The sequence below is a fragment of the Micropruina sp. genome (genome assembly GCF_027492755.1).
Taxonomy (GTDB): Bacteria; Actinomycetota; Actinomycetes; order Propionibacteriales; family Propionibacteriaceae; genus Micropruina.
Window position 1 is genome coordinate 1 of sequence record NZ_JAPUED010000035.1, and the last position, 26,301, is coordinate 26,301.

At 69.7% G+C, this 26,301-nt stretch carries 23 protein-coding genes and 1 pseudogene; 12 read left to right on the forward strand and 12 right to left on the reverse strand.

The window, feature by feature from the left end:
- On the reverse strand, positions 1 to 201 hold a 201-nt coding region (locus Q0066_RS02105; protein ID WP_298129583.1), incomplete at its 3' end, for a hypothetical protein.
- Here Q0066_RS02105 and istA point away from each other — a divergent pair.
- Positions 191 to 1,405 (forward strand): annotated as a pseudogene (istA, locus tag Q0066_RS02110) (IS21 family transposase). The gene Q0066_RS02105 and the pseudogene istA sit on opposite strands and share 11 nt — an antisense overlap.
- Complete coding sequence (gene istB, locus Q0066_RS02115; protein WP_298129585.1) at positions 1,402 to 2,196, forward strand: IS21-like element helper ATPase IstB; 795 nt, start codon at positions 1,402 to 1,404, stop codon at positions 2,194 to 2,196. The pseudogene istA and the gene istB overlap by 4 nt, the downstream one beginning before the upstream one ends.
- Positions 2,197 to 2,762: 566 nt before the next feature.
- Here istB and Q0066_RS02120 read toward each other — a convergent pair.
- From Q0066_RS02120 to Q0066_RS02145, 6 genes are all read right to left on the reverse strand, one after another.
- Positions 2,763 to 3,158 carry a cytochrome c oxidase subunit 4 gene (locus tag Q0066_RS02120; protein ID WP_298129587.1) on the reverse strand — a complete coding sequence of 132 codons (396 nt, stop codon included), beginning with the start codon at positions 3,156 to 3,158 and terminating at the stop codon, positions 2,763 to 2,765.
- A 4-nt stretch (positions 3,159 to 3,162) separates the two neighbouring features.
- Positions 3,163 to 4,887 (reverse strand): cytochrome c oxidase subunit I, encoded by a 1,725-nt coding sequence (gene ctaD, locus Q0066_RS02125; protein WP_298129589.1) that lies wholly within the window; start codon positions 4,885 to 4,887, stop codon positions 3,163 to 3,165.
- Positions 4,884 to 5,651, reverse strand: a complete 768-nt coding sequence (gene coxB / locus Q0066_RS02130) for a cytochrome c oxidase subunit II (protein WP_298129625.1) — start codon at positions 5,649 to 5,651, stop codon at positions 4,884 to 4,886. The genes ctaD and coxB overlap by 4 nt, the downstream gene beginning before the upstream one ends.
- A gap of 280 nt (positions 5,652 to 5,931) precedes the next feature.
- Positions 5,932 to 6,282: an iron-sulfur cluster assembly accessory protein gene (locus Q0066_RS02135; RefSeq protein ID WP_298129590.1), complete on the reverse strand. Its 351-nt coding sequence runs from the start codon at positions 6,280 to 6,282 to the stop codon at positions 5,932 to 5,934.
- Positions 6,283 to 6,387: 105 nt separating this feature from the next.
- Entirely contained in the window at positions 6,388 to 7,443 is a 1,056-nt protein-coding gene (locus Q0066_RS02140; protein ID WP_298129592.1) for a glycerate kinase, read from the reverse strand.
- A gap of 12 nt (positions 7,444 to 7,455) precedes the next feature.
- Positions 7,456 to 8,289: a PspA/IM30 family protein gene (locus tag Q0066_RS02145; RefSeq protein ID WP_298129593.1), complete on the reverse strand. Its 834-nt coding sequence runs from the start codon at positions 8,287 to 8,289 to the stop codon at positions 7,456 to 7,458.
- 172 nt (positions 8,290 to 8,461) lie between these two features.
- Between Q0066_RS02145 and Q0066_RS02150 the strand changes: the two genes are divergently transcribed.
- A complete protein-coding gene (locus Q0066_RS02150; protein ID WP_298129594.1) occupies positions 8,462 to 9,031 on the forward strand; it encodes a DUF3043 domain-containing protein in 570 nt (189 codons plus the stop codon).
- Positions 9,031 to 9,231 carry a hypothetical protein gene (locus Q0066_RS02155; protein ID WP_298129595.1) on the forward strand — a complete coding sequence of 67 codons (201 nt, stop codon included), beginning with the start codon at positions 9,031 to 9,033 and terminating at the stop codon, positions 9,229 to 9,231. The genes Q0066_RS02150 and Q0066_RS02155 overlap by 1 nt, the downstream gene beginning before the upstream one ends.
- Positions 9,232 to 9,374: 143 nt before the next feature.
- On the opposite strand, the gene Q0066_RS02160 is transcribed toward Q0066_RS02155, so the two are convergent.
- Both Q0066_RS02160 and gcvT read right to left on the reverse strand, forming a co-directional pair.
- Positions 9,375 to 9,665, reverse strand: coding sequence for a hypothetical protein (locus Q0066_RS02160; protein ID WP_298129597.1), 291 nt, complete (start codon positions 9,663 to 9,665; stop codon positions 9,375 to 9,377).
- Positions 9,662 to 10,753, reverse strand: a complete 1,092-nt coding sequence (gene gcvT / locus Q0066_RS02165; protein WP_298129599.1) for a glycine cleavage system aminomethyltransferase GcvT — start codon at positions 10,751 to 10,753, stop codon at positions 9,662 to 9,664. Before gcvT ends, Q0066_RS02160 begins: the two co-directional genes overlap by 4 nt.
- A 394-nt stretch (positions 10,754 to 11,147) precedes the next feature.
- On the opposite strand from gcvT, the gene Q0066_RS02170 reads away from it, so the two are divergent.
- Both Q0066_RS02170 and Q0066_RS02175 read left to right on the forward strand, forming a co-directional pair.
- Entirely contained in the window at positions 11,148 to 12,158 is a 1,011-nt protein-coding gene (locus tag Q0066_RS02170) for an ATP-binding cassette domain-containing protein (protein WP_298129601.1), read from the forward strand.
- A complete protein-coding gene (locus Q0066_RS02175; RefSeq protein WP_298129603.1) occupies positions 12,155 to 12,982 on the forward strand; it encodes an ABC transporter permease in 828 nt (275 codons plus the stop codon). The genes Q0066_RS02170 and Q0066_RS02175 overlap by 4 nt, the downstream gene beginning before the upstream one ends.
- 138 nt (positions 12,983 to 13,120) lie before the next feature.
- On the opposite strand, the gene Q0066_RS02180 is transcribed toward Q0066_RS02175, so the two are convergent.
- Positions 13,121 to 16,297: a BTAD domain-containing putative transcriptional regulator gene (locus Q0066_RS02180; RefSeq protein ID WP_298129606.1), complete on the reverse strand. Its 3,177-nt coding sequence runs from the start codon at positions 16,295 to 16,297 to the stop codon at positions 13,121 to 13,123.
- Positions 16,298 to 16,461: 164 nt separating this feature from the next.
- Positions 16,462 to 17,601 carry an iron-containing alcohol dehydrogenase gene (locus Q0066_RS02185; protein ID WP_298129608.1) on the reverse strand — a complete coding sequence of 380 codons (1,140 nt, stop codon included), beginning with the start codon at positions 17,599 to 17,601 and terminating at the stop codon, positions 16,462 to 16,464.
- Positions 17,602 to 17,695: 94 nt separating this feature from the next.
- Here Q0066_RS02185 and Q0066_RS02190 point away from each other — a divergent pair, with 94 nt between their 5' ends.
- Both Q0066_RS02190 and Q0066_RS02195 read left to right on the forward strand, forming a co-directional pair.
- Positions 17,696 to 19,198, forward strand: a complete 1,503-nt coding sequence (locus Q0066_RS02190) for a leucyl aminopeptidase (protein ID WP_298129610.1) — start codon at positions 17,696 to 17,698, stop codon at positions 19,196 to 19,198.
- A 4-nt stretch (positions 19,199 to 19,202) separates the two neighbouring features.
- Positions 19,203 to 20,789, forward strand: a complete 1,587-nt coding sequence (locus tag Q0066_RS02195; protein WP_298129612.1) for an FAD-dependent oxidoreductase — start codon at positions 19,203 to 19,205, stop codon at positions 20,787 to 20,789.
- Between the two features lie 3 nt (positions 20,790 to 20,792).
- Here Q0066_RS02195 and Q0066_RS02200 read toward each other — a convergent pair whose 3' ends face one another.
- Positions 20,793 to 21,116 (reverse strand): hypothetical protein, encoded by a 324-nt coding sequence (locus tag Q0066_RS02200; protein WP_298129614.1) that lies wholly within the window; start codon positions 21,114 to 21,116, stop codon positions 20,793 to 20,795.
- A gap of 157 nt (positions 21,117 to 21,273) precedes the next feature.
- On the opposite strand from Q0066_RS02200, the gene sucB reads away from it, so the two are divergent.
- The 4 genes from sucB to Q0066_RS02220 form a co-directional block, all read left to right on the forward strand.
- The gene (gene sucB / locus Q0066_RS02205) at positions 21,274 to 23,031 is read left to right on the forward strand and encodes a 2-oxoglutarate dehydrogenase, E2 component, dihydrolipoamide succinyltransferase (RefSeq protein WP_298129617.1); all 1,758 of its coding nucleotides are present in this window, start codon (positions 21,274 to 21,276) and stop codon (positions 23,029 to 23,031) included.
- A gap of 279 nt (positions 23,032 to 23,310) precedes the next feature.
- On the forward strand, positions 23,311 to 24,753 hold the full coding sequence (locus Q0066_RS02210; protein ID WP_298129619.1) for an FG-GAP-like repeat-containing protein: 1,443 nt from the start codon (positions 23,311 to 23,313) through the stop codon (positions 24,751 to 24,753).
- 57 nt (positions 24,754 to 24,810) lie between these two features.
- Positions 24,811 to 25,545 carry a lipoyl(octanoyl) transferase LipB gene (gene lipB, locus Q0066_RS02215; protein ID WP_298129621.1) on the forward strand — a complete coding sequence of 245 codons (735 nt, stop codon included), beginning with the start codon at positions 24,811 to 24,813 and terminating at the stop codon, positions 25,543 to 25,545.
- 65 nt (positions 25,546 to 25,610) lie between these two features.
- The coding region (locus Q0066_RS02220) for a lipoyl synthase (RefSeq protein WP_298129623.1) at positions 25,611 to 26,301 on the forward strand (691 nt) is incomplete at its 3' end.

The following is a 26,301-nucleotide window of genomic DNA, read 5'->3' on the forward strand; positions in this document are numbered from 1 at the left end:
GTCGGGGAAGGACAGCCGCCTCGCCAGATCGGTGACCGTTCGGCGCAGGCTGGTGCTCGGAAGTCCGTCAATCAAGTCCGTGTCATCGTCGTCCAGGATCGCCGGAGCGGCCTGGAGCAGCCTGTCGACGCCGCTCGAAAACTGAACAGTTACGCCGGTGAAAAGTGAACACCCCGACACCATCGGAAGGGTGATCACCATGGAGGACTGGGCACTGATCAGGAGGCTTGCCGCGGAGGAGGTGCCGCACGCGGCGATCGCGCGAAGGTTGGGCATCTCGCGGACGACGGTGATCAAGGCGGTGAAGTCGGACGGGCCACCGAAGTACGAGCGGACGCCGGCTGTGACGTCGTTCGTGGCGGTCGAGGCCAGGGTGCGCGGCTTGTTGGCCGACACCCCGGATATGCCGGCGACGGTGATCGCGGAGCGGGTGGGCTGGACGGGTTCGTCGTCGTGGTTCCGCGACAATGTGGCCCGGATCCGTCCGGAGTACCAGCCGCAGGACCCGGCCGACCGGATCGTGTGGGAGGCCGGCGATGCGGCTCAGTGTGATCTGTGGTTCCCGCCGCGGAAGATCCAGCTGGAGAACGGCACGGCCAGCTTGTTGCCGGTGCTGGTGATCACGTTGGCGTATTCCCGGTTCGTGCTGGGCCGGATGATCCCGACCAAGACCACCGAGGATCTGCTGTTGGGCAGCTGGCTGTTGCTGCAGCAGCTCGGCCGGGTTCCCCGCCGGCTGATTTGGGACAACGAGCGGGGTATCGGCCGTGGCCGGACCCGCTCAGAGGGCGTGCCGGCGTTCATGGGCACCCTGGCGACCCGGCTGGTGCTGCTCCCACCGCGGGATCCCGAGTCGAAGGGGGTCGTGGAACGACGCAACGGCTGGTTCGAGACCTCGTTCATGCCCGGCCGCAGCTTCGCCTCACCGCAGGATTTCAACGAGCAGTTCACCGACTGGTTGGCCACTGCGAACACCCGGATGGTGCGCACGATCCAGGCCAAGCCCTGCGATCGGCTCGAGGTCGACAAGCAGGCGATGCTCGGCCTGCCGCCGGTGCCACCTGTGGTCGGCTGGCGCAGCCAGGTCCGGCTGGGCCGTGACTACTACGTGCGGGTCGCCAGCAACGACTACTCGGTCGACCCGACCGCGATCGGCCGCACGGTTCAGGCCCGCGCCGACCTCGACCGGGTCCAGGTGCACCTGGACGGCAGGCTGGTCGCCGACCATCCCTGACTGTGGGCCCGAGGCCTGACCGTCACCGATACCGCCCACGTGGAGACCGCCGCCCGGCTACGCCGCGAGTTCCAACAACCCCGCCCACGGCCCGGCCCCGACGAGCTCGTCCGTGACCTGGCCGACTACGACAAGGCATTCGGAATCAACACCCAGGCAGGTGCCCGATGACCACCAAGACCAGCGAGACCACCAAGCAGCTGACTTGGCTGGCCGGCGCCCTCAAGGCACCCCGGATCCTGGAATCCGCCACCCGGCTGGCCGACCAGGCCAGGGATGCCGGCTGGACGTTCGAGGACTACCTGGCCGCGGTGCTGGAGCGTGAGGTGTCAGCCCGGAACGCCTCCGGCGCCGACATGCGGATCCGGGCCGCCGGGTTCGGGGCCCGCAAGACGTTGGACGACTTCGACTTCGACGCCCAACCCGCGGCACGCCAGCAGGTCGCCGCGCTCGCCTCCGGCGGCTTCCTGGCCGAGGCCCGCAACGTCGTCCTGCTCGGACCACCCGGCACCGGCAAGACCCACCTCGCCATCGGGCTCGGTGTGAAGGCCGCCCACTACGGCCACCGGGTCCTGTTCGCCACCGCGACCGACTGGGTCACCCGCCTCACCGACGCCCACCGCGCCGGACGCCTGCCCGCCGAACTCACCCGGTTGCGCCGCTACGGACTGATCATCGTCGACGAGGTCGGCTACCTCCCCTTCGAACAAGACGCCGCGAACCTGTTCTTCCAGCTCGTCTCGAGCCGCTACGAGCATGCCTCGCTGATCCTCACCTCGAACCTGCCATTCAGTGGTTGGGGAGGCGTCTTCGGCGACCAGGTCGTCGCTGCCGCGATGATTGACCGGATCGTCCACCACGCCGACGTGCTGACGCTCAAGGGAGCCAGCTACCGGCTTCGCAACCGAGGCATCGACAGCCTCCCCAGCATCACAACAACCACCGGCCACAACCAGGGCTAAAGCTGCCCACAACCGTTCACTTTTCGACCGGCAAAACCGACCAGAGTTCGAGCGGCACCGACACAGCCGATTCCGGGTGTGCCGACCGCCCATCGTCCGGACCACCTGCACCGGCAGCGCGTCCGCGATTCGCACGAGCAGTCCGTGCAGGATCGCCGCCGACTGAAACGCGAAGTAGGTGCCGTGGTTAATCGCCAGTGCCGCGGCGTCCACTCTGCGACGATGCAGCTCCCAGGGCGCGAGGTTCTCGGTCGGCATCACGACGCCGCGCCGCAACCTCACCAGCTGCCCTGCCCGCAAGGCGGAATCCATTCCCTTACGGTCACACGATTGGTCGTGCATCCACGACTTGGTGGTGTAGACGGTCATGTCCTCACCTTGGACACCAACAGCCCGGATCGTTCATCAACGGCTCCGGCCTGTGGATAAGTTCCTGTTGAGTGAGCCGACAAGCGCCCTAAAGCCCTGCCTAACTAGTTCTGCCCTCCCGCATGTGGGAGGGCAGAACTAGTTAGGCAGGGCTTTAGGTGGCGGGTGTGACTCCCGGACGGGGAAACCCTCCAGGCTCAGTGCTGGTAGTCGCCGCGGTAGTACTCGAAGACCCAACCGCTGAGGGCCCAGATGCCGAGGCAGACGGCGAGAATGCTGATCCACCAGCCGAAGACCGGGCCGAGTGCGAGCAGTTGCACGGTGAGCGCGACCCAGAAGGGCCAGATGCTCTTCGGCGGGAAGAAGCCCAGTGCGCCGGCGCCTTCGGCGATCTCGGCGTCCTTGCGGTCCTCCAACCGGGCGTCCATCTTGCGGGACAGGTTGAACACGTAGAACGCGACCATCGTGAACAGCAGCACCGTCATGATCAGCGCGACGGTGCCGATGATCTCGTGGGACATGAACCAGTAGATCGGCGTCACGATCGCGACGAAGATCGCGATCGCGGCGAACATCCAGCCTTCGACCTTCATAGGTTCACTCCCCCTTGGGGTTCTCGATGGAGGACGCCGTACCGACGCCGGTGAGCAGGACGTCCATCTCCTCGGTGCGATCCACACCGTGGATCTCGGGATGGTGCAGATCGAAGGCGGGCGACTCGGAACGGATCCGCGGCAGCTTGCTGAAGTTGTGCCGCGGCGGCGGGCAGGACGTCGCCCACTCCAGCGAGCGACCCCAGCCCCACGGATCGTCGGTGTTGACCAGCGGTGAGTTGCGGCTGATCCAGATGTTCCAGAAGAACGGCAGCATCGAGATGCCGAGCAGGAAGGCACCGACGGTGGAGACCTGGTTGAGGAACTCGAAGCCCTCGGTCGGCAGGTAGTCGGCGATCCGTCGCTGCATGCCCTCGATGCCCAGCCAGTGCTGCACCAGGAAGGTCAGGTGGAAGCCGAAGAACAGCATCCAGAAGTGCACCTTGCCCCAGCGCTCGTTGAGCATCCGGCCGGTGAACTTGGGCCACCAGTAGTAGAAGCCGCCGAACATCGCGAACACCACTGTGCCGAACAGCACGTAGTGGAAGTGCGCGACGACGAAGTAGGTATCGGAGACGTGGAAGTCCAGCGGCGGGCTGGCCAGGATGACGCCGGTCAGGCCACCGAACAGGAAGGTGGTGAGGAAGCCCATCGCCCACATCATCGGTGTTTCGAAACTGATCGACCCGCCCCATAGGGTGCCGATCCAGTTGAAGAACTTCACCCCGGTGGGTACCGCGATCATGAAGGTCATGAACGAGAAGAACGGCAGGTTCACCGCTCCGGTGACGAACATGTGGTGCGCCCACACCGCCACGCTCAGGCCGCCGATCGCCATCGTCGCGGCGACGAGGCCGACGTAACCGAAGATCGGCTTGCGGCTGAACACCGGCAGGATCTCGGTGATGATGCCGAAGAACGGGATCGCGATGATGTAGACCTCGGGGTGCCCGAAGAACCAGAACAGGTGCTGCCACAGCACCGCGCCACCGACCGCGGGGTCGAGGACGTGGGTGCCGAGCCGGCGATCAGCCTCGAGGACCAGCAGGCCGGCGGCCAGCACCGGGAACACCAGCAGCACCAGCAGCGAGGTGACGAAGATGTTCCAGGTGAAGATCGGCATCCGGAACATGGTCATGCCCGGCGCCCGCATGCAGACGATGGTGGTGACGAAGTTGACCGCACCGAGGATCGTCGACAGGCCCATCACGTACAGGCCCATCAGCCACAGGTCGCCACCGACGCCGGGCGAGTTGATCGCGTCCGACAGCGGGGCGTAGGCGAACCAGCCGAAAGCCGCCGCACCCTGCGGCGACAGGAAGCCCGAGCATGCGGTGACCGAGCCGAACAGGTACAGCCAGTAGCTGAACATGTTCATCCGCGGGAAGGCGACGTCGGGGGCGCCGATCTGCAGCGGCATGATCGCGTTGGCGAAGGCCGCGAACATCGGTGTCGCGAACATCAGCAGCATGATCGTGCCGTGCATGGTGAAGAACTGGTTGAAGGTCTCGTAGTGCAGGTACTGCAGACCCGGGAAGGCGAGCTCGGCCCGGATGGCGAGTGCCAGCAGGCCGCCGAACCCGAAGAAGGCGAAAGCCGTGATGAAGTACATGTTGGCGATGACCTTGTGGTCGGTCGACGTCAACAGCGTGATCGCCCTACTGCCCCAGTTCGCCCGACGGACCGCCCGGCGCTCCGTCGAACCGAGGCTCACTCGTGCAACGCTCATCGTTGATGCTCCTCATCTGCCGGTGCCGACGGAACAGTGTTGACCCAGGCGGGCGGCTTCAGCTCTCCGGTCTGGCCCTTGGCCGCCAGGTCCTTCAGATGCGCGTTGTACTCCTCGACGGTCACCACGTGCACGTTGAACAGCATCGCCGAGTGGTAGGTACCGCACAGTTCGGCGCACTTGCCCAGGAACGTACCCGTCCGACTGGGCGTGACATCGAAGGAGTTGGGATGGCCGGGGATGACGTCGAGCTTGAAGTAGAACTCAGGAACCCAGAACGAATGGATGACGTCGGCCGAGGTCAGGTTGAACCGCACCGGCTCGTTGACCGGCAGGTACAGGTCGGGCAGCCGCTCCACGGTGCCGGTGTCATAGACGACGGCGTTGACCGCGGGGTTCTGCTGCTCCATGTAGTTGAAAGACCAGGACCATTTCTGCCCGATCACGTTCACAGTGTGGACCGGACGGTCGTTCACCTTGGCCAGCACGTTGTCCTGGCTCTGCACGGTGAAGAAGAACAGCACGCCGATGATCAGGAACGGCACCATCGTGTAGAGGATCTCCATCGGCAGGTTGTACCGGGTCTGCCGGGGCACCTCGGACTCGCTCCTACGGCGATAACGGATGGCGACCCAGGCCATCAGGCCCCAGACGAACACACCGATCACCATGGAGGCGATCCAGGCGCCGTTCCACAGGTTGCCGATCCACGGAGCCTGCTCACTGGCCGCCGGAAGCATGCCCCAGCGGCCCCATTGGTCGATCGTGTCCTGACTGCAGCCGGACAGCGCAAGCGCCAACAGCGCTCCGCCCCCCAGCGCCGCGACGCGGCCGGGGCGTGTGCGGTTCTTCACCACGGACGTTCCGCCTTCCCACGACGGACGCCTCCCGACGGCATGGTCGCCCCGGCAAGCCTCCGAATCGTCAGATTCCTAGGTGGCTCACCCTAGCCCAAAAGCACATCGGGACGCCCCTCTGGGGCGCCCCGATATTGCTGAATCTGGGATTGTTACCCGTAGTCCCGCCCGCAGCGGGCGGCCGGGCTCAGTGGAAGCTGTCGCCGCAGGCGCAGGAGCCCTGCGCGTTCGGGTTGTCGATGGTGAAGCCCTGCGCCTCGATGCTGTCCACGAAATCGATGGTAGCGCCGATCAGGTAGGGGGCCGACATCCGGTCGGTGACCACCGGGACACCGAACCACTCCTTGGTGACGTCGCCGTCCAGCTCCCGATCGTCGAGGGAGAGCTGGTAGCGCAGGCCGGAACAGCCGCCCGGCGCCACGGAGATACGGAGGAAAAGGTCCACTTCGGTCTGCTGCGACACCAGGTCCTTCACCTTGGTCGCTGCGGCTTCGGTGAGGATGATGCCGTCGATGTCGAGCTGCTGGTCCAGGGACATGGTGACTCCGGTTTCTCGGGGATACTCGCCCGGAGCAACGCCTCCGCGGCGAGCGGGTATTCCGGGATCAGTGTAATCGCTCGTACCGGACGTGGTGAACGCCGGTCACCACCGCGCCGCCCAGCCGGCGGCGAGCCGGCGCCCGGTCGCCGTCAGCGCCGCCGCGGTGTCGGTGCCCGGCTCGAGCAGGTGGCCGGATTCCACCCCCATCACCCGCATCTCGCGCTCAGACATCTCGATCGTCGGCGACACCACCACCAGCGGGGTCTCGGCGGTCTCGCACCATCCGGCGAGTTCGGTCACCACCCCGCCGCCGCGGCGTCCGAAGTCGAACGAGTCGCAGGCGGCAACGACCAGGTCGGCCGCCGCCAGGCCACGGTCGAGCCCGATCCGTTCACTACAGAACGCCGGACCGGTACTCAGCCGCCCGCCGAGGGCGAGAATCGCGAAGCCGACACCACCGGCCGCGCCGGCACCAGCGACACGGGCGTGACCGGCGTCGGCGAGTTCGGCGAACCGCTCCAGCGCCGCGTCCACCGCCAGCATCCGTTCCGCGGGCGTGCCCAGCCCGCGTCCGCGCCGGGAGGTGACGCCGCGCAGGCCCAGCAGTTGGTCGTCCAACGCACCCGGTGACACCAGGCCGACCAGTTCACAGCCGGCGAATCGGGCGCGGACGACGTCCAGTTCGAGCCGGGTGAGCCCCGCCAACGGCTCGGGACCGGCATCCAACGCCACATCGGCCGACGCACCGAGCGCACCCAGGAACCCGGCCCCGGCGTCGTGCACGTCGAGCGCGGTCAGGTCGATCGCCACGGACGCCGTCCGCCCGCCCCGCGAAGAGCCGTCGGTCTGCAGGGAATAGCCGACCAGGCGTCCCAGCGCGGCACTGCTGCCGGTCAGCGGATCCTCAGGCGCGACCGGGTCGACACCCACCGCGACCAGTCCCGGACGCCGGGCCAGCCAGCCGGTGCGCAGCGACTCCAGCTCACCCTCGGGCTCGACCAGCGCCTGGCCGAGGGCACGTCCGCCCTCTGCCAGGCCGACAGCGGCCACCTCGGCGGAATCGGCGAAACCAGTGGCCAGCGCCACCGCGGCGGCCCGAGCAGATAGGTCCCGCACCGGCCCGCCGGCCACCAGTACCCGCGGGCGGCGCTCAGCCATCGAGACCGGAGCTCACCGCAGGTTCTCGGTGGAGCCCGACTCCGGCACCGTCCCGGGCGCCGGGGGTTGTTCGAACGTACGGCCCGGCAGCTCACCGGCAGGCTGCTCGGGCGCTCCGCCGTCCAGCTGCCCCGGCTGTGCACCGCCGGACAGCGACGCCTTCAGTGCCGCCAGTTCGTTGTCCACCTGGGCACCGGACGCCAGCGCGTCCAGTTCGCGGGTGATGTCGTCCTGGGCCAGGCCGGACGGGTCGTCGAGCGCACCGCTGGCCAGCAGTTCGTCGACGGCGGCGGCCCGGGCCTGCAGCTGCGTGGTCTTGTCCTCGGCGCGCTGGATGGCCTGACCGACGTCGCCGAGTTCCTTGCCGAGGCCGCTGAACGCCTCACTGATCCTGGTCTGCGCCTCGGCCGCCGTATAGGTGGCCTTGATGGTCTCCTTGCGGGTCCGGAAGGCGTCCACCTTGGCCTGCAACTGCTGGCTGGCCCGGACCAGTCGCTCCTCTTCGGACTGCAGCGCCGCATGCTGGGTCTGCAGCTCGGTGAGCTGCTGCTGCAGGCCCGACTTGCGGGTCAGAGCCTCACGGGCGAGATCCTCACGGCCGGCCTCCAGAGCACGGGTGGCGGCGACGGTCAGCTTGTCCATCTGCTGGTTGAGTTGCCCGGCCTGCAGTTCGACCCGCTTGCGGCTGGTCGCCACCTCGGCCACGCCGCGACGCACCTGCTGCAGCAGCTCGAGTTGCTTGCTGTAGGAGTAGTCCAGCGTCTCGCGCGGGTCTTCGAGTTTGTCGAGAGCCTTGTCGGCCTTGGCGGAGAAGATGGCTTTCATCCGTTGGAAAAGCCCAGCCATGGGGGGTCGCCTTCCGTTGACGTGCGCGATCGGGGACCAGCCTATCCGGCCGTCGAACTCGCCGGACGGCGGCCGGCCGCCAGGCGTCGCCGGGCCGCGTCCAACGGTCCGGCGCGGGCGGCGTCCGGGGTAGGATGAGGGGTCATCTGATCCACCGACATCGAGGTTCGACGTGGGATTGTTCTCCACCAATAAGGACAAGGAAGCCGCCCCGGAGCCGGCAGCGACGCCTGAGACTCCAGGCGCCGGGCCGCGGGCGAAGTCCGTGCCCACCCCGAAACGCCGGGACGCCGAGGCCGCGCGCCGCCAGCGGCTCAATCCGCAGCTCAGCCCCAAGGAGGCCAAGCGCAGGTCGCGCGAACAGGCGAGCGCCGAGCGCCGCAAGGAGATGGCGGCGATCGACAACGCGCCGGGCAAGCTGCTGATGCGCAACTGGGTCGACACCCGGTTCAACCTCGCCGAGCTGTCGATGCCGATCCTGATGACGATGCTGCTCTTCGTGCTGGTGCTCGCCCCAGTCTTCCCGACGCTGGTCGAGCCCGCGACGTATGCCACCTGGGGTTTCATGGTGCTGATCGGCATCGACATCACCCGGATGTGGCGCGGCTTCAAGAAGCTGGCCGCTGAGCGGATTCCTCGCGAACCGCTCAAGGGCCTGCTCTACTACGGCTTCAACCGTTCGCTGTCGGTGCGCCGGCTGCGGGTGCCCCGTCCGGTGCTGAAGCGCGGCGACACCTTCTGATGTCGTGGCGGTGGCGCAACGATCCCCCGCCCTCGGACGCCGACGGTCTTGAATTCAGCGAGCCGTTCGACTCCCAGGCCGACGCTGAAGCCTGGCTCGGTGCCCACTTCCTTGATCTCGCGGACGCGGGCGTCGCAGAGGTTTCGCTCTACGAGGAGGATCGGCTCGTCTACGGGCCGATGAGTCTGGAAGCGGAGTAGCTAAGGAAGCGCTGATCATCTATGTCATCCCGGGATCTCAGGCGGGAGATCCCGGATCAAGTCCGGGATGACTATGGAGAGGCCTTGATCAGCGCATCTCTAAGGGCGGCAGGGGTCTCGACAAGCTCGACCAACGGAGTGGCTCAGACTGCTGCCTTGCGGCGCTCGCCCCGCCAGAGCACGAGACCGAAGGCCGTCACCCCGGCACCGACCACCCCGACCACCGGCCGCGCCCATTGCGCGGCGCTAGCACGTTCCTCATAGGTCTGGATCTTGGTGCCCTCGGCGTTGTGGCACACACCGCCCGGCCGCATCACCTGATCGCGACACCAGATCGTCGGATTGGCACTGAGCGCCACCGCCCACAGCACCGCCACCAGGCCGGCCGCGGCCAGCGCCAGGTGCGCCCACTGGCGCCAACCGCGTCCGTTCATGCACGCACTCCGGGGGTGACGAACGGCGGCTTGACCACCTCGAACGGCTCCTCCCGGTTGCGGACGCGGACGCTCACCGCGGTGCCCGGCACCAGCGCGGGCGGCAACAGCGCCAGCGCGATGCCCTTGCCCAGGGTCGGCGAGAACGTGCCCGAGGTGACCTCGCCGACCACCGCACCGTCGTGCACCACTTCCATGTGCGGACGCGGAATGCCGCGACCCTGCGCCAGCAGCCCGGTCAGCCGGCGTTCCGGCCCCGCGGCCTTCTCGGCGCGTAGGGCTTCGGCACCCCAGAAGGCGTCCTTCTTCCAGCCGATCGCCCAGCCGACGCCGCACTGCCCCGCCGACAGGTCGGGCCGCAGGTCCTGGCCATGCAGCGGGTAACCCATCTCGGTACGCAGCGTGTCGCGGGCACCCAGGCCGGCCGGCGCGATCCCATACTGCTCGCCGGCGGCGAGCACCGCGTCCCAGACCTTTCCGGCATCGGCGGCCGGCACGACCAGCTCGTAGCCGCGCTCGCCGGTGTAGCCGGTGCGGCACACGGTCAGTTCGACGCCGTCCAGGGTGCCGGGGGCGAACCGCATGTAGTCGTGACCGACCGGCAGCCCGAGCGCGGCGAGGGTCTCGTCCGAGGACGGCCCCTGCACGGCCAGGACGGCGTGATCGTCGTGCTCGTTGACGACGGTGATGCCGTCGGGCGCGGCGGCTGCGAGCAGTGCCACCACCTCGGCGGTGTTGGCGGCGTTGGGGATCAGGAAGATCTCGTCGTCGGCCAGCCAGTACCAGATCAGGTCGTCGACGACACCGCCGGCGTCGTTGCAGAGCAGCGTGTACTGGGCCTGGCCGACACCGATCTTGTGTACGTCGTTGGTGATGCAGCCGTTCAGGAAGCCGACGGCGCCCGGCCCGGTGATCCGGGCCTTGCCGAGGTGGCTGACGTCGAAGATGCCCACCGCGTCGCGGACCGCCTTGTGCTCGGAGACGATCCCGGCGTACTGCAGCGGCATCGACCACCCGCCGAATTCGGCGAATTTGGCGCCGAGCGCCTGGTGGCGATCGTGCAGCGGGGACTTCTTCAACTCCGGCATCGGTTCTCCATTCCCGGGAATCTCGGCGTCAGCCTAGTGGCCCGGCCGCCGAGCCAGGTCGGAGATCACCCACGAAGAGACCGCAACACGTCCTCCGGTGCACATCATCCCGGCGCACGCCGGGATCTCTCTGTGGCGTCTCACGTCCGCACACCGGGGAGGAGATCCCGGGGCAAGCCCGGGATGACGAAGAAGACGAAAGGGGCAAGCCCGGGATGACGAGACCAGGCGCTCGGCGCTGGCAGGGTTTCGACAAGCTCAACCAGCGGTGGGCACGTTGATCGGGCTTCCCTGAAAGCGCTGTCAGTGACTGACAGTGCGCTGCGGGCGCGCTGCAAGTGGAGCCTTCCAGACTGGTCACGTTCGTTACCCAGTCCATTGAAAGGAACCCGCCATGAGCGCTTTCGAAGCTCGCTCCGATTGGGCGGTCGAAGCCGACGGCCTGGTGAAGGTCTTCGGCACCAACCGGGCCGTGGACGGCGTCGACCTGCGCGTGCCGACCGGCTCCATCTACGGCGTCCTCGGCCCCAACGGGGCCGGCAAGACCACCACCATCGCGATGCTCGCCACCCTGCTGCGTCCGGACGGCGGCACCGGCCGGATCTTCGGCCACGACGTGCAGCGCGAGCCGCAGATCGTCCGTCAGTTGATCGGCGTCACCGGTCAGTACGCGTCGGTCGACGAGACCCTGTCGGCCACCGAGAACCTGGTGCTGTTCAGCCGCCTGCTCGGCCTCAGCCGGGCCGAGGCGAAGGCCAAGTCGGCCGCGCTGCTGGAGGAATTCGGCCTGACCGAGGCCGCCCGGCGTCCGTTGAAGAACTTCTCCGGCGGCATGCGTCGCCGGCTCGACCTGGCCGCCAGCCTGATCGCGCAACCGCCGTTGATCTTCCTGGACGAACCCACCACCGGCCTCGATCCGCGCACCCGCGCCCAGATGTGGGACACCATCCGGCGCCTGGTGGCCACCGGTTCGACGGTGCTGCTGACCACCCAGTACCTGGACGAGGCCGACCAGTTGGCGGACCGGATCGCGGTGATCGACCGCGGCACCGTGGTGGCCGAAGGCACCGGCGACGAGTTGAAGGCGTCCGTCGGCACCTCCAGCCTGCAGCTACGGCTGGTCGATCCGCGCGACCTGGACGACCTGCGGGTCGCCATCGAGCGGGTGCTCGGCGTCACCCCCATCGTCTCGGCCGAGCACGGACGGGTCACCGCGCCGATGCACGACGCCGACCGGGTCACCGACCTGCTGATCACGCTGCGCGCCGGCGGCATCCACCTGGCCGAACTCAGCGTGCAGAAACCCACCCTCGACGAGGTGTTCCTGGCCCTGACCGGGCACGGCGCCGTGAGCGAGGACGCCGACGAAGCCGGCGAGCCCGTCCTGGAAGGAGCCACCGCATGACCACGGCAACACTCGACACCACGATCACACCCGGCATCGACCGGGTGCTGAAGAACCGGGTCAGCATCGGCCAGACCATCGAGAACTCACTGACCATGGCCGCCCGCGGACTGATCAAGATCCGCCGCACACCAGAACAGCTGATCGACGTCACCCTGCAGCCGATCCTGTTCACGCTGATGTTCGCCTACCTGTTCGGCGGCGCGATCGCCGGCAATGTGCAGGACTACCTGCCCGCGCTGATCCCCGGCATCCTGGTACAGACCGTGATCACCACCTCGGTGGTGACCGGCACCCAGTTGCGCGAGGACATGGACAAGGGGGTCTTCGACCGGTTCCGGTCGCTGCCGATCGCCCGCATCGCACCGCTGGCCGGCGCACTGCTCGCCGACACCGTCCGGTATGCCATCGCCACCACGCTCACCTTCGTGATGGGGTACGTGATGGGATACCACCCGGCTGGTGGGCTGGGGAACGTGGCGTTGGCCGGGCTGCTGGTGATCGCCTGCTCGTGGGCGATCAGCTGGATCTTCGCCTTCTTCGGCGTGATCGCCCGGACGGCGTCCAGCGTGCAGGGCATTTCGATGCTGATCCTGTTCCCGCTGACCTTCCTGTCCAACGCCTACGTGCCGGTGGACACCTTGCCGGACTGGCTGAAGTGGTTCGCCAATGCCAACCCGATCTCGCACCTGGTCACCGCGGTGCGCGAACTGGCCAACAACGGCGCGATGGGCGGCGACGTGCTGCTCTCCCTGTTCGGCGCGGCGGTGATCGTGGCGATCTTCGCCCCGCTGACCGTCCGGGCGTACATGCGGAAGGCGTGACGTCCGAAGCCTCGTCATCCCGGCCTGGCCCCGTCATCCCGGCGAACGCCGGGATCTCGTCCGGCCGACACTCGCCGAACGGAGATCCCGGGGCGAGCCCGGGATGACGAAGCCCCTTGTGAGCGCCGGGGAGCCCGCTCAACCAAGGGCGAGGGCAATGAGTTCGCGGGCCCGGTCGGCGGCGGCGTCCAGCGAGAGTTCGGACGCCGCCCGCCGGGCCTCTGCGACCGCGTCCGGGCCGGCGACGGCCTCCGCCGCCGCACGATGCGGCCCCCAATGCAGCGACGGCAGATCCTGCCGGCCGTGCAGTTGCTCGGCCAGAGCCAGCAACTCCAGGCCGCGCGCCCGCAGCTCCGGGTGGGTGATCAGCCACGCCGAGAGGCCCAGCGCCTGGGCCCCCAGCACCGGCCGGTCGTCGATTCCCGCCGGCCGGACGCGGTTCATCACCAGTGCCCGGAACCTCAGTCGCCGGGCGTACTCGGCCTGCTCCTCGGTGTTCAGGGAACCGTCGGCGATGCCTGCCGACAGCAGCGCCGCGAGCACCATGCCGTGCCACGGCGAACCGCGTTGGGCGGGGTCGCGGAAGGACTCCAGCGCCCGCCGGTAGTGCTCGATTCCGCGCTGCGGATCGCCCTCCAGCCGAGCCAACTCGCCGAGCCCGCATTCCGCCATCGCCGCGTACTCGACCCGGGCGGCATCCGGCGGTCCCGAAATCTGCAGCCGCTCCAGCAGGACCCGCGCCTCGTCCACCCGTCCGAGACCGATCAACGCGCCGGCCCGGCTCCAGTCGAGCTGACGCAGGTCGTCGTCGGCCTGCAACTCGCGCAACCCGCCCTCGGCCTGAGCAGCCCAGTACAGCGCCTCCACCGAGTCGGCGCGCTGGGTGGCCAAGCCGGCCAGGATCATCGCAGCCATCGGGCCGCGCCACAGGTCGCCGGCCCGGCCGGCCAGCTGCCAGGCCCGACGCGCGGCGGTTGACGCCTCATCCGGACGCCCGGCGTTCTCCGCCTCCTGGGAGGTGAAAAGTTCCCCGAACAGCGCGGTGCTGACGTCGTCGGACTCACGCATCCGGGCCACCACCGCCGACGCCCGCTCCCGGTCAGGGCCCGCGGCGAGGAACTCGGCGATCGCGGCCAGATCGGGGGCGGTCACCGGATGTCGCCGGACCAGCCATCGCAGCCGCGCATAGGCCCGCGCCCATGCCTCGTTCTGTTCGGCCAGGGTCGTCACGGTGAGCAGCCCGTAGCTGAGCACCGCCGCGTCCACATGCGGCTCGTCGGGCTCGTAGTGCCGGACGGCTTCGAGCACCTCGGTGGAGAACGCATACACCTCGCTGTGCGCGCCGCGAATTGTCCAGTAGTAGCTGAGTAGCGCGAACACCGTGACCACCACGCCGGGACGGTCGCCGGCGATGGCCAGCCGCAGCACTGTGACCAGGTTGTCCTGCTCCAGGGTGATCGCCCGGACGACCGTCAGATCCGGCAGCCGGGGGAGGTTCCCGCCGGCGAAGTCGTGCGCCCAGCGGAACAGCGCCTCACGGGCGACGTCCTGCTGGCCGGCGGCGGCGAGCTCCGCCTGGCCGAACTCGCGGACGGTCTCCAGCATCCGGTAGCGCAGGCCGGAAGTCAGTGGCTCCTCGGCGACGGTGAGCAGCGACTGGCCGATCAGCCCGTCCAGCAGGTCATCGGCCCAGTCACTGGCGGTCACCGCCGCCGCGGCCTCGGCCGAGAAGCCGTCCGGGAAGACGCTGAGCAGACGCAGGGCGTTCTGCTCGTCGACGCTGAGCAGCCGCCAGCTCCACTCGATCACTGCCTGCAGAGTGCGGTGCCGCTCGGGTGCGCTGCGGTCGCCGCCGGCGAGCAGCGCGAACCGGTTCCCCAGCCGGGCCTCGATCTGCTCGACGGTCATCGACCGGACGCGGGCCGCGGCCAGCTCGATCGCCAGCGGCAACCCGTCGAGGTGACCGCAGAGTCGCTGCACCGCGGGCAGCGGCAGGTTCGCGCCGGGACGGACGGCGCGGGCCCGCTCCACGAACAGCCGCACCGCGGGACCGTCGACGCTCGCCGCCAGCGGTTCCAACGGGTAGACCGCCTCGGCACCGATCGCCAACGGGCTGCGGCTGGTGGCCAGCACCCGCAGCTCGGGTGCCGCTGCGAGGATCTCGGCCACCCACGCCGCGGCGCCCTCGACCAGGTGTTCGCAGTTGTCCATCACCAGCAGGGTGCGTCGCTCCGCCAGCTGGCCGATGATCCGGGACCGCACGTCGGCGCGCGGCAGTGCCTCGCCGAGGCGTTGGCCGGTGGTGCTCTCGCGGATTCCCAGGGTGGACGCCAGCGCGAGCGTGACGTCCTCATCGCTGCGGACGCCGGCCAGTTCGACGACGACCACCACCGGCTGGCGGGACCGTTCGGCCAGGGCCTGGGCGAGCCGGGTCTTGCCCAGGCCGCCGGTGCCGAGGACGGTGACCAGCCGGGAATGCCGCAGCAGCGCCTCGACCCGCTGCAGGTCGTCGTCGCGTCCGATCAGCTCGTTCGGCGCCGCCCGGACGCCGATCCGCCGCCTGGGCTGCGGGTCCGGTTCGGCCGCGCGCAGCAGCCGGGTGTTCAGCTCGATCAGCGCGGCACCGGGCGAACTGCCCAGCTCGTCGGCCAGCCGCTCGCGGTGCGCGGCGAACCCGGCCAGTGCCTCCGGGATCCGGCCCTGAGCGGCCAGGCTCTCCAGATAGGACGCCAACGCGGCCTCGTCGAACGGACGCGCCTCAACCAGCTGGCCCAGATCGGCGGAGGCCTGGACGACGTCGCCGGCCTCCGCGCCGCGTCGGGCCCGTTCGGCGATCAGGTCGAGCCGGAGCGCGTCGGCCTGCGCGCGGAGCAGTTCCTGGACCGGCGCGTCACCCTGATCGGCGCCGGGTTCGCCGCACCACAGGGCCAGGGCGCAGTTCAGTTCGGCGAGCGCGGCCGCCGGGTCGGTGGACGTCCGCGCTGTTGCGAGGTGGGCCCGCGCTCGCCCCAGGTCGATCTGTTCAGCGGCGACGGCGATGCTGTAGCCGGCGGCACCGAAGGACACCAAGCCGTCGGCGGCGACAGCGCGCAGCCGCGACACCAGGGTCTGGATCGCGGCCCGAGGTGCCCGCGGCGGTTCGTCCGCCCAGAGCTGGTCGGTGAGCGTCTGCACGCTGTGCGGCTGGCCGGGCTGCAGGGCCAGCGCTGCCACCAGGGCCTTCAGCCGTGCGCCGGGCGGGTCGACGAGGCGTCCGTCCCGGCCCGCGATCTGCACCGGGCCGAGCAGGCGAACCCTCGGCTGGTCGTCGTGCACGGGTGCGAGCTTACGGAACGTCGGTCACGAGCGGACTCGGCGTCGTCCCAGCGGAACCGAGATCCCGGGTCAAGCCCGGGATGACGCCCCAGTCAAGCCCGGGACGACCATCCCGTCATCTCGTCATCCCGGCGCACGGCGGGATCTCGCGTGACGAGCCCCGATCAGGCGGAGCGGCGCAGGATCTCTTCCAGTTCGTCCGCCGACAACATGATCGGGTTGCCCTTCATCGACGACGAGGCGGCCGCCTGCGTGCAGATCTGCGAGTACTGCTCCGGCGTCACGCCGAGCTGGCCGATGGTGGGCACCTCGAGCACCCGGACGGTCTCAGCCAGCCAGTCCAGCAGGGCGTCCACGCCCGCGGTACCCGACAGCAGCTCGCCGGCCTCGGCGTAGCGGGCCAGCGCCGGGTCCTCGGGAGCCCGGTCGCGCAGGGCGGCCACGTTGCCGCGGCAGCATTCGACCAGCAGGGTGGCGCAGGTGAGGCCGTGCGGCGCCCCGGTCAGTCCGCCGACCACGCCGGCCAGGCCGTGCACCGCACCGAGCTTCGCGTTGGCCAGGGCGAGGCCGCCGAGCAGCGCGCACAGCGCCATGTCGGTGCGAGCGTCCAGGTCGTCGCCGTGGGTGTAGGCGCGGCGCTGGCTGCGGCCGGCCCGGCGCAGTCCCTCGGAGCTGAAGCCGTCGGTGAGCGGGTTCGCCATCGGCGAGACGAACGACTCCAGGCAGTGGGTGAGTGCGTCCAGGCCGGACGACGCGGTCACCGCGGGCGGGCAGCCGAGCGTCAGTTCCGGATCGACCAGGGCGACCCGGGCCAGCATCGTCGGATGCCGCATGCTGACCTTCACGCCGTGCTCGGGCGAGGTCACCACGCCGTTCATGGTGACCTCCGAGCCGGTACCGGCCGTGGTCGGCACCGCCACGAACGGCAGCGGCCGCTGCGTCATCGCGCGTCCGGCACCGATCACCTCCACGTAGTCGAGGACGTCGCCGTCGTTGGGCGTCAGTGCGGCGATGATCTTCGCGGCGTCCAGCACCGCACCGCCGCCGAGGCCGACCACGACGTCCGCACCGTGCTCACGGGCGGCGGCCACCCCGGCGCGGATGTCGTCCAGCGTCGGCTCTCCGGTGATCGGCCAGGCGCGGGCGCCGTCCAGGCCGTTCAGCAGGGTGGCGAACCGGTCCGGGGTTGCCCCCGTGCAGACGAACGGCCGGGCGCCCAGTTCGGCGACGGCGTCCGGTAGCTGAGCGGATGATCCCGGACCGAACGCGATCCGGGCAGCGGTGGCGAAGGCGAAACTGGTCATCGGCAAAGGATCGCATGCCTGACGGCGGGCTCGCAGGCGGACGGCTGCGACTAAGGTGACGGGTGATTCCTCCCCGGCACCGATAGGACACCCAGTGACCTCGTTCAGCCTTCCCGCCCTGACCTTGGCGACCTCCTGCCCCCGGGACGCCGACGTGGTGATCTTCGGAGTTGCCGAGAGTGCCGGCAAGCCGGTCCTGGTCGGCATCCCCGACGAGATCGAGCGCCGGACGGCGAAGCTGTACGGCCGTCCGCTGCTGGCCGTTGCCCGCGATCTGGGTGTCGAGGCCAAGCCCGGCAGCACGGTGACCCTGACCGGCACCGGCGGCGTCCGGCTGGTCGCGGTCGGGCTGGGCGAGACCGATGTGACCCCCGAACAGATCCGGCGGGCCGCCGGCAACGGCGTCCGGGTCGCGTCCGGGCTGGCCGGCGATCGCGCCCTGCGGGTCGCCGTCTGCCTGGACGCCGTCGAGCCCGAGGTGGTCCGTGGTGCGGCCGAGGGTGCACTGCTCGGCGCCTACCGGTTCGTGAAACTGAGCGGCCAGGAGCCCAAGGACGCGATCGGCTCGATCACCGTGGTCAGCAGCTCGGCCAAGCCGGAGGCCCGGCGCGCGGTCGAGGCCGCCAGGACGCTGGCTGCGGCGGTCTGCCTGGCCCGCGACTGGGTCAACACCCCCGCCAACACGCTCTACCCGGAAACCTTCGCCGAGTCGGCCAGGGACGCCGTCAAGGGCACCCGGATCGACGTCGAGATCCTCGACGAGAAGGCGCTCGAGCGCGACGGCTACGGCGGACTCACCGCGGTCGGCGGCGGCTCCTCGCGCGGCCCACGGCTGGTCCGGCTCGACTACGCGCCGCGCGGAGCCAAGGCGCACCTGGCGCTGGTCGGCAAGGGCATCACCTTCGACACCGGCGGCCTGAACCTCAAGCCGGCCGACGGCATGTACACGATGAAGTGCGACATGGCCGGCGCCGCCGCCGTGCTGGCCGCCACCCGGGCGATCGCGCAGCTGGGCTTGAAGGTGCGGGTCACCGCCTATGCGGCGATGGCCGAGAACATGCCGTCAGGCACCGCCTACCGGCCCTCCGACGTGCTCACCATGTACGGCGGCACGACGGTCGAGAACGTCAACTCCGACGCCGAGGGACGGCTGGTGATGGCCGACGCGCTGGCCCGGGCGAGTGAGGACTCCCCCGACCTGATCATCGACGTCGCGACCCTGACCGGCGCCTGCATGGTGGCCCTCGGCGAGCGGGTCGCGGGCCTGATGGCCAGCGACGACGAGGCCGCCGACCATGTCCTCGACGCCGCCGAGTCCGCCGGTGAGGCGTTCTGGCAGCTGCCGATCCCGGACGGCACCCGCAAGAAGCTGGACTCGAAGGTGGCCGACATCCGCTCGGGTGGCAACCGCTACGGCGGTGCGCTGACCGCCGCCGCTTTCCTGCACCACTTCGTGCCCGCCCAGACCCCGTGGGCGCACCTGGACATCGCCGGCCCGGCGTTCAACGACGAGGGCCCCTACGACTACGTACCGACCGGCGGCACCGGCGTCGCGGTGCGCACCCTGGTGGCGCTCGCGCAGTCCCTGCAGGACTGAGCCCGTGCGCACCGATGTGGTGATCGTCGGCGCCGGAGCAGCCGGTCTGCTGGCCGCCGTCGCCGCCCGGCGGCTGGGTCATGAGGTGCTGGTCGTCGAACGCACCGCGTCCGTCGGCTCGGTGACCGCAGACTCCGACGGCCACCTGTGGATGCCCGGCAACGACCTGATGGGCAGGGGCGGGACGCCGTCCGACTCGGCCGACGAGGCTCTCGGTTACCTGAACGGCCTGACCGCCCCGGCCGACGAGATGATGGCGGCCCGACGAGCCGCTTTCACCCGTACCGCCGCCGTGGTGGGCCGTTGGTTGGTGTCGTCGCGGATCGGCCTCGAGGTGGTCAAGGGGCTGCCCGACTGCCGGCCCGCCTCGGACGGCGCCAAGTCGCAGGGCCGGACGCTGCGCGCCAAGGCACCGACGGCACGACTCGACGACGACTGGGCCGGACGGCTGCGCACCTCACGAGACGCCGAAAGCCCCGGTCTGCTGACCCGGCTGCGGCGGGGTTTCCGTGACGGTGCCGCCCTCAGCGCCGGCGGTGCTCTGGTCAGCGAACTGTTGCGCCGGGCACTCGGCAGTGGTGTCGAGATCTGGCTGGAATCGCCGATGACCGAACTGCTGGTCGCCGACGGCGCCGTCACCGGCGTCCGGGTGGATCGGGAGGAGGGCGACGTCGAGGTGCACGCCGAGCGCGGCGTGCTGCTCGCCTGCGGCGGCTTCGAGGCCGACGCCGAACTGAGGAAGCAGCATCTGCCGGGCCCGACCTCGGTGTCGTGGTCGGTCGGCGGCGACAACGACGGTGCGGCACTGCGGGCCGGGGCCCAGGTGGACGCGGCGCTCGCCGAGCTCGACCGGGCCTGGTGGACGCCGGTGCTGCTCGCCGACGGCTCGGCGCACCGGGTCGACGTGGCCCGAGTGGCTCCGCACGGGATGATCGTCGACATCGCCGGCGATCGCTACTTCAACGAGGCCGAGCCGGGCGTCTGGGCGGGCCAGCGGATGTACGAGCACAACCGGGGCCAGCGGTCGGTGCCGTCGTTCCTGGTGATGGACAAGCGACACCGCAAGCAGCACGACCTCGGGCCGTGGCCGGCCGGCTCCTCGCCGAAAGCCGCGATCGAGGCGGGTGAGCTGGTGCGGGCGGCGACGCTGCAGGAGCTCGCCGAGGGACTGTCGGTGGACCGAGCCGGTCTGCTGGGCAGCGCGGTGGCGTTCAACCAGTTGGCCAAGCGTGGCCGCGACACCGACTTCCGCCGCGGCGACAGCGCCTGGGACAAGCACTTCGGCGACCCGTTGCTGCGCCGCAATCCGTGCCTGGGTGCCGTCGACCGGCAGCCGTTCTGGGGCGTCCGGGTCTACCCCGGCGACGCCGGTACCGCGGGCGGCCTGGTGATCGACGAACGCTCCCGGGTGCTGCGTACCGACGGGACGCCGGTACCCGGGCTGTGGGCCTGCGGCGGCGCCGCCGCCACCTGCTTCGGTGGTGCCCAGCCCGGTGACGGCGCCGCCCTCGCGGCGGCCCTGGTGGAGGCATTTCGCGGCATCATCGACCTGTCCGACCAGCTGGACCGGATCGACGAGGCCCTGGCCTGACCCCTATTCGGTGACCCGGCGTCCCTTCTGGCGGGCATTGAAGTCCCGCATCCGCTGCGGGTAGCCGACCACCGCCGCGTCGTAGAGCGGCAGTCCGTGGCGGCCGGCGAATTGGCGGGCCCAGGCCGGCGACTCGATGGAGCGCCGCGTCCATTCGCCGTCGGACGCCACCAGCAGCAGGCTGGTACGGGCCATCGTGGTCTGCGGTTCGAGGAAGGCCTCGACCCCGCGGCGGCTGCTCGCGAACTCGTCCAGGTGCGCGATGGTGGCGCGGTCGATGGGCGGCGCGGAACTCCTGCGGCGCCCGAAGCCCCATCTGAATGACACGCAGCCATTGTGCACGGTCGCTCGTAGCCATCGGGTGCATCCGCGCGCATCGCCCCTGATCGGCATGAGGAATGCGGGCGGCCATTACCTGCTCAACGTGGCGGCGACCGGATAGGGTGTGGTCTGGTTCTGACAGTCCGTCGAAGGAGACCAACTCATGTCAACGCCCGTTCCTTTGCCCGCCCTGGGTGAAAGCGTCACCGAGGGCACGGTTTCGCGCTGGCTCAAGCAGGTCGGCGACACCGTCGAGGTGGACGAGCCCATCGTCGAGGTCTCCACCGACAAGGTCGACACGGAAATCCCCTCGCCGGCTGCCGGCGTGATCCTGGAGATCAAGGTCGCCGAAGACGAGACCGCCGCCGTCGGCTCGGTACTCGCGCTGATCGGTGACGCCAGCGAGGCCGGTGGATCCGCCCCCGCCGAGCCGGCTCCGGCCGAGTCGGCTCCCGCAGCCGAGGCACCTGAACCCGCCGCCGAGGCTCCTGCCCCGGCCGCCGAACCCCCCGCGCCGGCCGCACCGGCCGCCGGTGGTGCGGCGTCCGGCACCGAGGTGAAGCTGCCACAACTCGGCGAGTCGGTCAGCGAAGGCACCATCTCGCGCTGGCTCAAGCAGGTCGGCGACACCGTCGAGCCCGATGAGCCGCTGGTCGAGGTCTCCACCGACAAGGTCGACACCGAGATTCCGGCACCCACCGGCGGCACCCTCCTCGAGATCCGGGTGAACGAAGATGAGACCGCAGCGGTCGGCGCGGTGATCGCCGTGATCGGCGAAGCAGGTGCCGCACCTGCGGAGGCCCCACCCGCTCCGGCGGCACCGGCGGCGTCCGCCCCTGCTGCTCCGGCTCCCAGCCCGGCCGCACCGCCTGCTCCCCCGGCGCCTCCCGCACCTCCGGCTCCGCCCGCTCCTGCGGCACCTCCGGCTCCCGCGGCCGCCAAGCCTGCGCCGGCCGAGTCCGAAGACGTCGGCTACGTCACTCCGCTGGTCCGCAAGCTCGCGGCTCAGCACGGGTTGAAGCTGTCCGAGGTGAGCGGCACGGGAGTCGGTGGACGCATCCGCAAGCAGGACGTCCTGGCTGCCGCCGAAGCCGCCAAGAAGGCAGCCGAGGCCGCTGCCGCCGCAGCAGCCGCCCCGGCTCCCGCAGCCCCCGCCGCCGCACCGGCGTCCGCTCCCGCCGCACCTCCGGCGGCTTCCAAGCGCGGCACCACCGAGAAGATCAGCCGGATGCGTTCGGTCATCGCCAAGCGGATGGTCGAATCGTTGCAGGTGGCCGCCCAGCTCACCGGCACGGTCGAGGTGGACTTCACCAACATCAGCCGGCTGCGCAGCCAGGCCAAGGTCGACTTCCGTCAGCGCGAGGGTGCGTCGCTGTCGTACCTGCCGTTCATCTGCAAGGCGGTCTGCGAGTCGCTCAAGCAGTTCGACAAGATCAACGCATCGATGGACCTCGACGCCGGCACGATCACCTACCACGATGCCGAGCACCTGAGCATCGCGGTGGACACCGATCGCGGCCTGCTGGTTCCGGTGATCAAGGACGCCGGTGACCTCAGCCTCGCCGGCATCGCCCGGAAGATCGGCGATCTGGCCAAGCGGGCCCGTAGCAACCAGCTCGGTCCCGACGAGATGTCCGGCGGCACGTTCACCATCACCAACTACGGGTCGGCCGGCACCCTGTTCGACACCCCGATCATCAACCAGCCGCAGGCCGCGATCCTGGGCACCGGCGCGCTGGTGAAGCGTCCGATGGTGGTCAAGGATCCGATGCTCGGCGAGGTGATCGCGGTGCGCGACATGATGTACCTGTCGCTCAGCTACGACCACCGCCTGGTCGACGGCGCGGACGCCGCCCGCTTCCTCTCCGCGGTCAAGCACCGCCTGGAAGCCGGTGACTTCGCCGCCGAGGTCGGCCTCTGATCAGCTGAGCTGAGACGTGACGGTGCCCGTCACCCCGTTGGGGTGGCGGGCACCGTTGTGTCTGCTCCCACCGTCCCGGCGATCCGGCACCCGAACGTCGTCCCCCACCGTTCCGGCGATCTCGACATCGCCCGCCGATACGGACAAAGCTCTGCGATTTCGAGTGAGGACGTGAGATCGGCGAGGTTCCCTCCATCGGCGAGCGTTGTCGAGATCGACGTACCGAGACATACGCGCTTGAGGCACCCGCACGTGGGGCAATCGCACTGGGCACGGGCAATGCGCACGACGGTGAACGTCCTGTTCGATCCGCTGCCACGATTCCTGCCGCTGATGCGTAGGTGTGACATGAAGCTACGCCAGGTGCCTGTCGTCCTCACGCTCGCAGCCATGGCGCTGCTGGCCTCACCGATTCCGCAAGCCGAGGCCTTCGCCCCGATCCCTGCGGCTACCCCTGACTATGACGGCGACGGCAAGGCCGACGTGGCAGTCAGCACCGTCGACGATGCGGAGGTGGGATTCCTGCGGATCTGGTACGGCTCCGGACGCGTCGCCGACATCCGCCCGGCCGACGTGTCGGCTGCCGAGGACAGTCTCGGCTCGGCACTCCTGGCGAGAGATCTCAACGGCGACGGCTACACCGACCTGGTCGCCGCCACCAGCAACACCTCCGGGGCCTCGGTGCTGGTCGTTCCGGGGTCGGCCAACGGACTCCAGCCGGCGAACCGGCGCTCTCTGCTGGTTCTCGGCAAGCCAGGCACGCGCGTCAAGTCGCTGGCGCTCGTGGAATCACCGACGCCACGCCTGGCCGTGAGTCTCTCGACGTACGTGGAGACCAGCAAGGAGGCGCACAGCGAGGAAGAGGTGCGGCTCTACAAGCTCACCAGCGCCGGGGTGCCGACCGGCAGCGCGATCGCGCTGGTGCCCGGGAAGGGCAAGGTGCCCGCCACCTTCAAGCGCGGCGATCTCGGCCGGTCCATGGACGCCTGGGGCAGCCAGCTCTTCGTCGGCGCCCCGGACGCGAAGGTGAACGGCAAGGCCCAGGCCGGCGCGGTTCTCGCCGTAACCCTCGATTCGGCCGGCGTGAAGTCGATGAGGACGATCACCCAGGCGACCAAGTCGGTGACCGGCGCGGTCGACAAGTACGACTACTTCGGTCGCGCGGTGGTGGCGCGCGACGGCTACCTGGTGGTGGGCACACCCGGCGACAATGTCGACAAGGTGAAGCGCACCGGCTCGATCCAGATCTTCACGCTCAGCAGCAAGGGCATCATCAAGCCGGTCAAGCGGATCACCCAGAGCAGTGCCGGCATTCCGGGCAAGGCCGAGCGACTCGACCTGTTCGGCAATAAACTGGCGATCGGCACCACCTGCAAGGGCGTTCCGACGGTCCTGGTCGGCGGTCCGGGCGAGGCGATCGCCAAGGACCACGCGATTTTCGACGGGTCGGCCTGGCTCATCCCGTTGCGCACGGTCAAGGGCTGCGCGGCCACGCAGATCTACGAGGGGCACGGGCTGCCCGGCAAGCCCGGATACCGGACCATCGGCGACCTGCTGGCTTTCGTCCGCAACAGCGGCGCGACGAACGACGATCTGGTGATCGGTGGGGGCGGTGACTACTCCGAGGGTCCGTTGGGCCGGCTCTACCGGATCTCGGCGACGACCGGGGCTGCGGCCAAGCTCGGCGCGGACGACATCATCGACTCCGTCGCCGGACGCTGAGCGGCACCTGGTTCGACCGGCGCCGGCCCCTGTGAACTCCGGTCGTAGACTGCTCGGGTGTCCACGCGCAGCATCGCCGATCCACGTCCGGTCGTCTTCCAGTACCTGGGGCTGACCGAGGATCCGCCGCGGCTGAGCGAGTACGTCCCGACCTGGGAGTATCAGCGCGAGGTGCACGCCCAGGTGGCTTCGGGCGAGCTGCCGCCGCAGGTGTTGTTCGTCGAGCATCCTCCGGTCTACACCGCCGGACGCCGCACCGAACCGCAGGAACGCCCGTTCGACGGTACGCCGGTGGTCGACGTCGATCGCGGCGGCAAGATCACCTGGCACGGCCCCGGCCAGCTGGTCGGTTACCCGATCGTCTTCCTGCCCCGCGGCATCGGCGTCGTCGACTACGTCCGCCGGGTCGAGGAGGCACTGATCCGGGTGCTGGCCGACTACGGCCTGGCGACCGGACGGGTGGACGGCCGCACCGGCGTCTGGCTGGCCGCCACCGACAGCCGTCCGGAACGCAAGATCGCCGCCATCGGCATCCGGGTGTCGAAGCAGACCACGATGCACGGGTTCGCCCTCAACGTGACCAGCGGCCTGGGTGGCTTCGACAACATCGTGCCCTGCGGCATCAGCGACGCCGGGGTGACCTCGATCGCCGCCGAGATCGACGGGCCGCCGCCGTCCCTGGTCGAGGTCGCACAGGCGATCGAGCCGCATCTGACCGAGTTGCTGGCGCTGCAGCCGTACACCAGAGCCGCCGAATTCGTTCTTCCGGACGCCGTCGCCACCGGCCGCTGAACCCACGGCGTCCGCTCACGGCTGAGCCCCGCTCCCGTCCCGGCCGGTCGGGATAAGATGACGCGGTGACCCTTGCAGACGATGCCGTCAGCCCGCCGCCGACAACCCCGCCCGCGGGCCGGCGGTTGTTGCGGCTCGAGGTGCGCAACTCGCAAACCCCGATCGAGCGCAAACCGCCGTGGATCAAGACCACCGCGCGGATGGGCCCCGAGTACCGCCAGCTGACCAAACTGGTGAAGGACGAGGGCCTGCACACGGTCTGCCAGGAGGCCGGCTGCCCCAACATCTTCGAATGCTGGGAGGACCGCGAGGCCACCTTCCTGATCGGCGGCGACTCCTGCACCCGGCGCTGTGACTTCTGCCAGATCGAGTCGCGCAAGCCGTCCGGCTACGACAAGGGCGAACCGTTGCGGGTCGCCGAGTCGGTGCAGACCATGGGCCTGCGCTACGCCACCGTGACCGGCGTCTGCCGTGACGACCTCGAGGACGAGGGCGCCTGGCTGTACGCCGAGACCATCCGGCAGATCCACACGGTGAACCCGGGGGTGGGCGTCGAGATGCTGGCCCCCGACTTCTCCGGTCACCGCCACCTGCTGCAGCAGCTGTTCGACACCAAGCCCGAGGTGTTCGCGCACAACGTCGAGACGGTGCCGCGGATCTTCCGCCGGATCCGTCCCGGCTTCACCTACGACCGTTCGCTCGAGGTGCTGCGCTGGTCGCGCGAGGAGGGTCTGGTCACCAAGTCGAACCTGATCC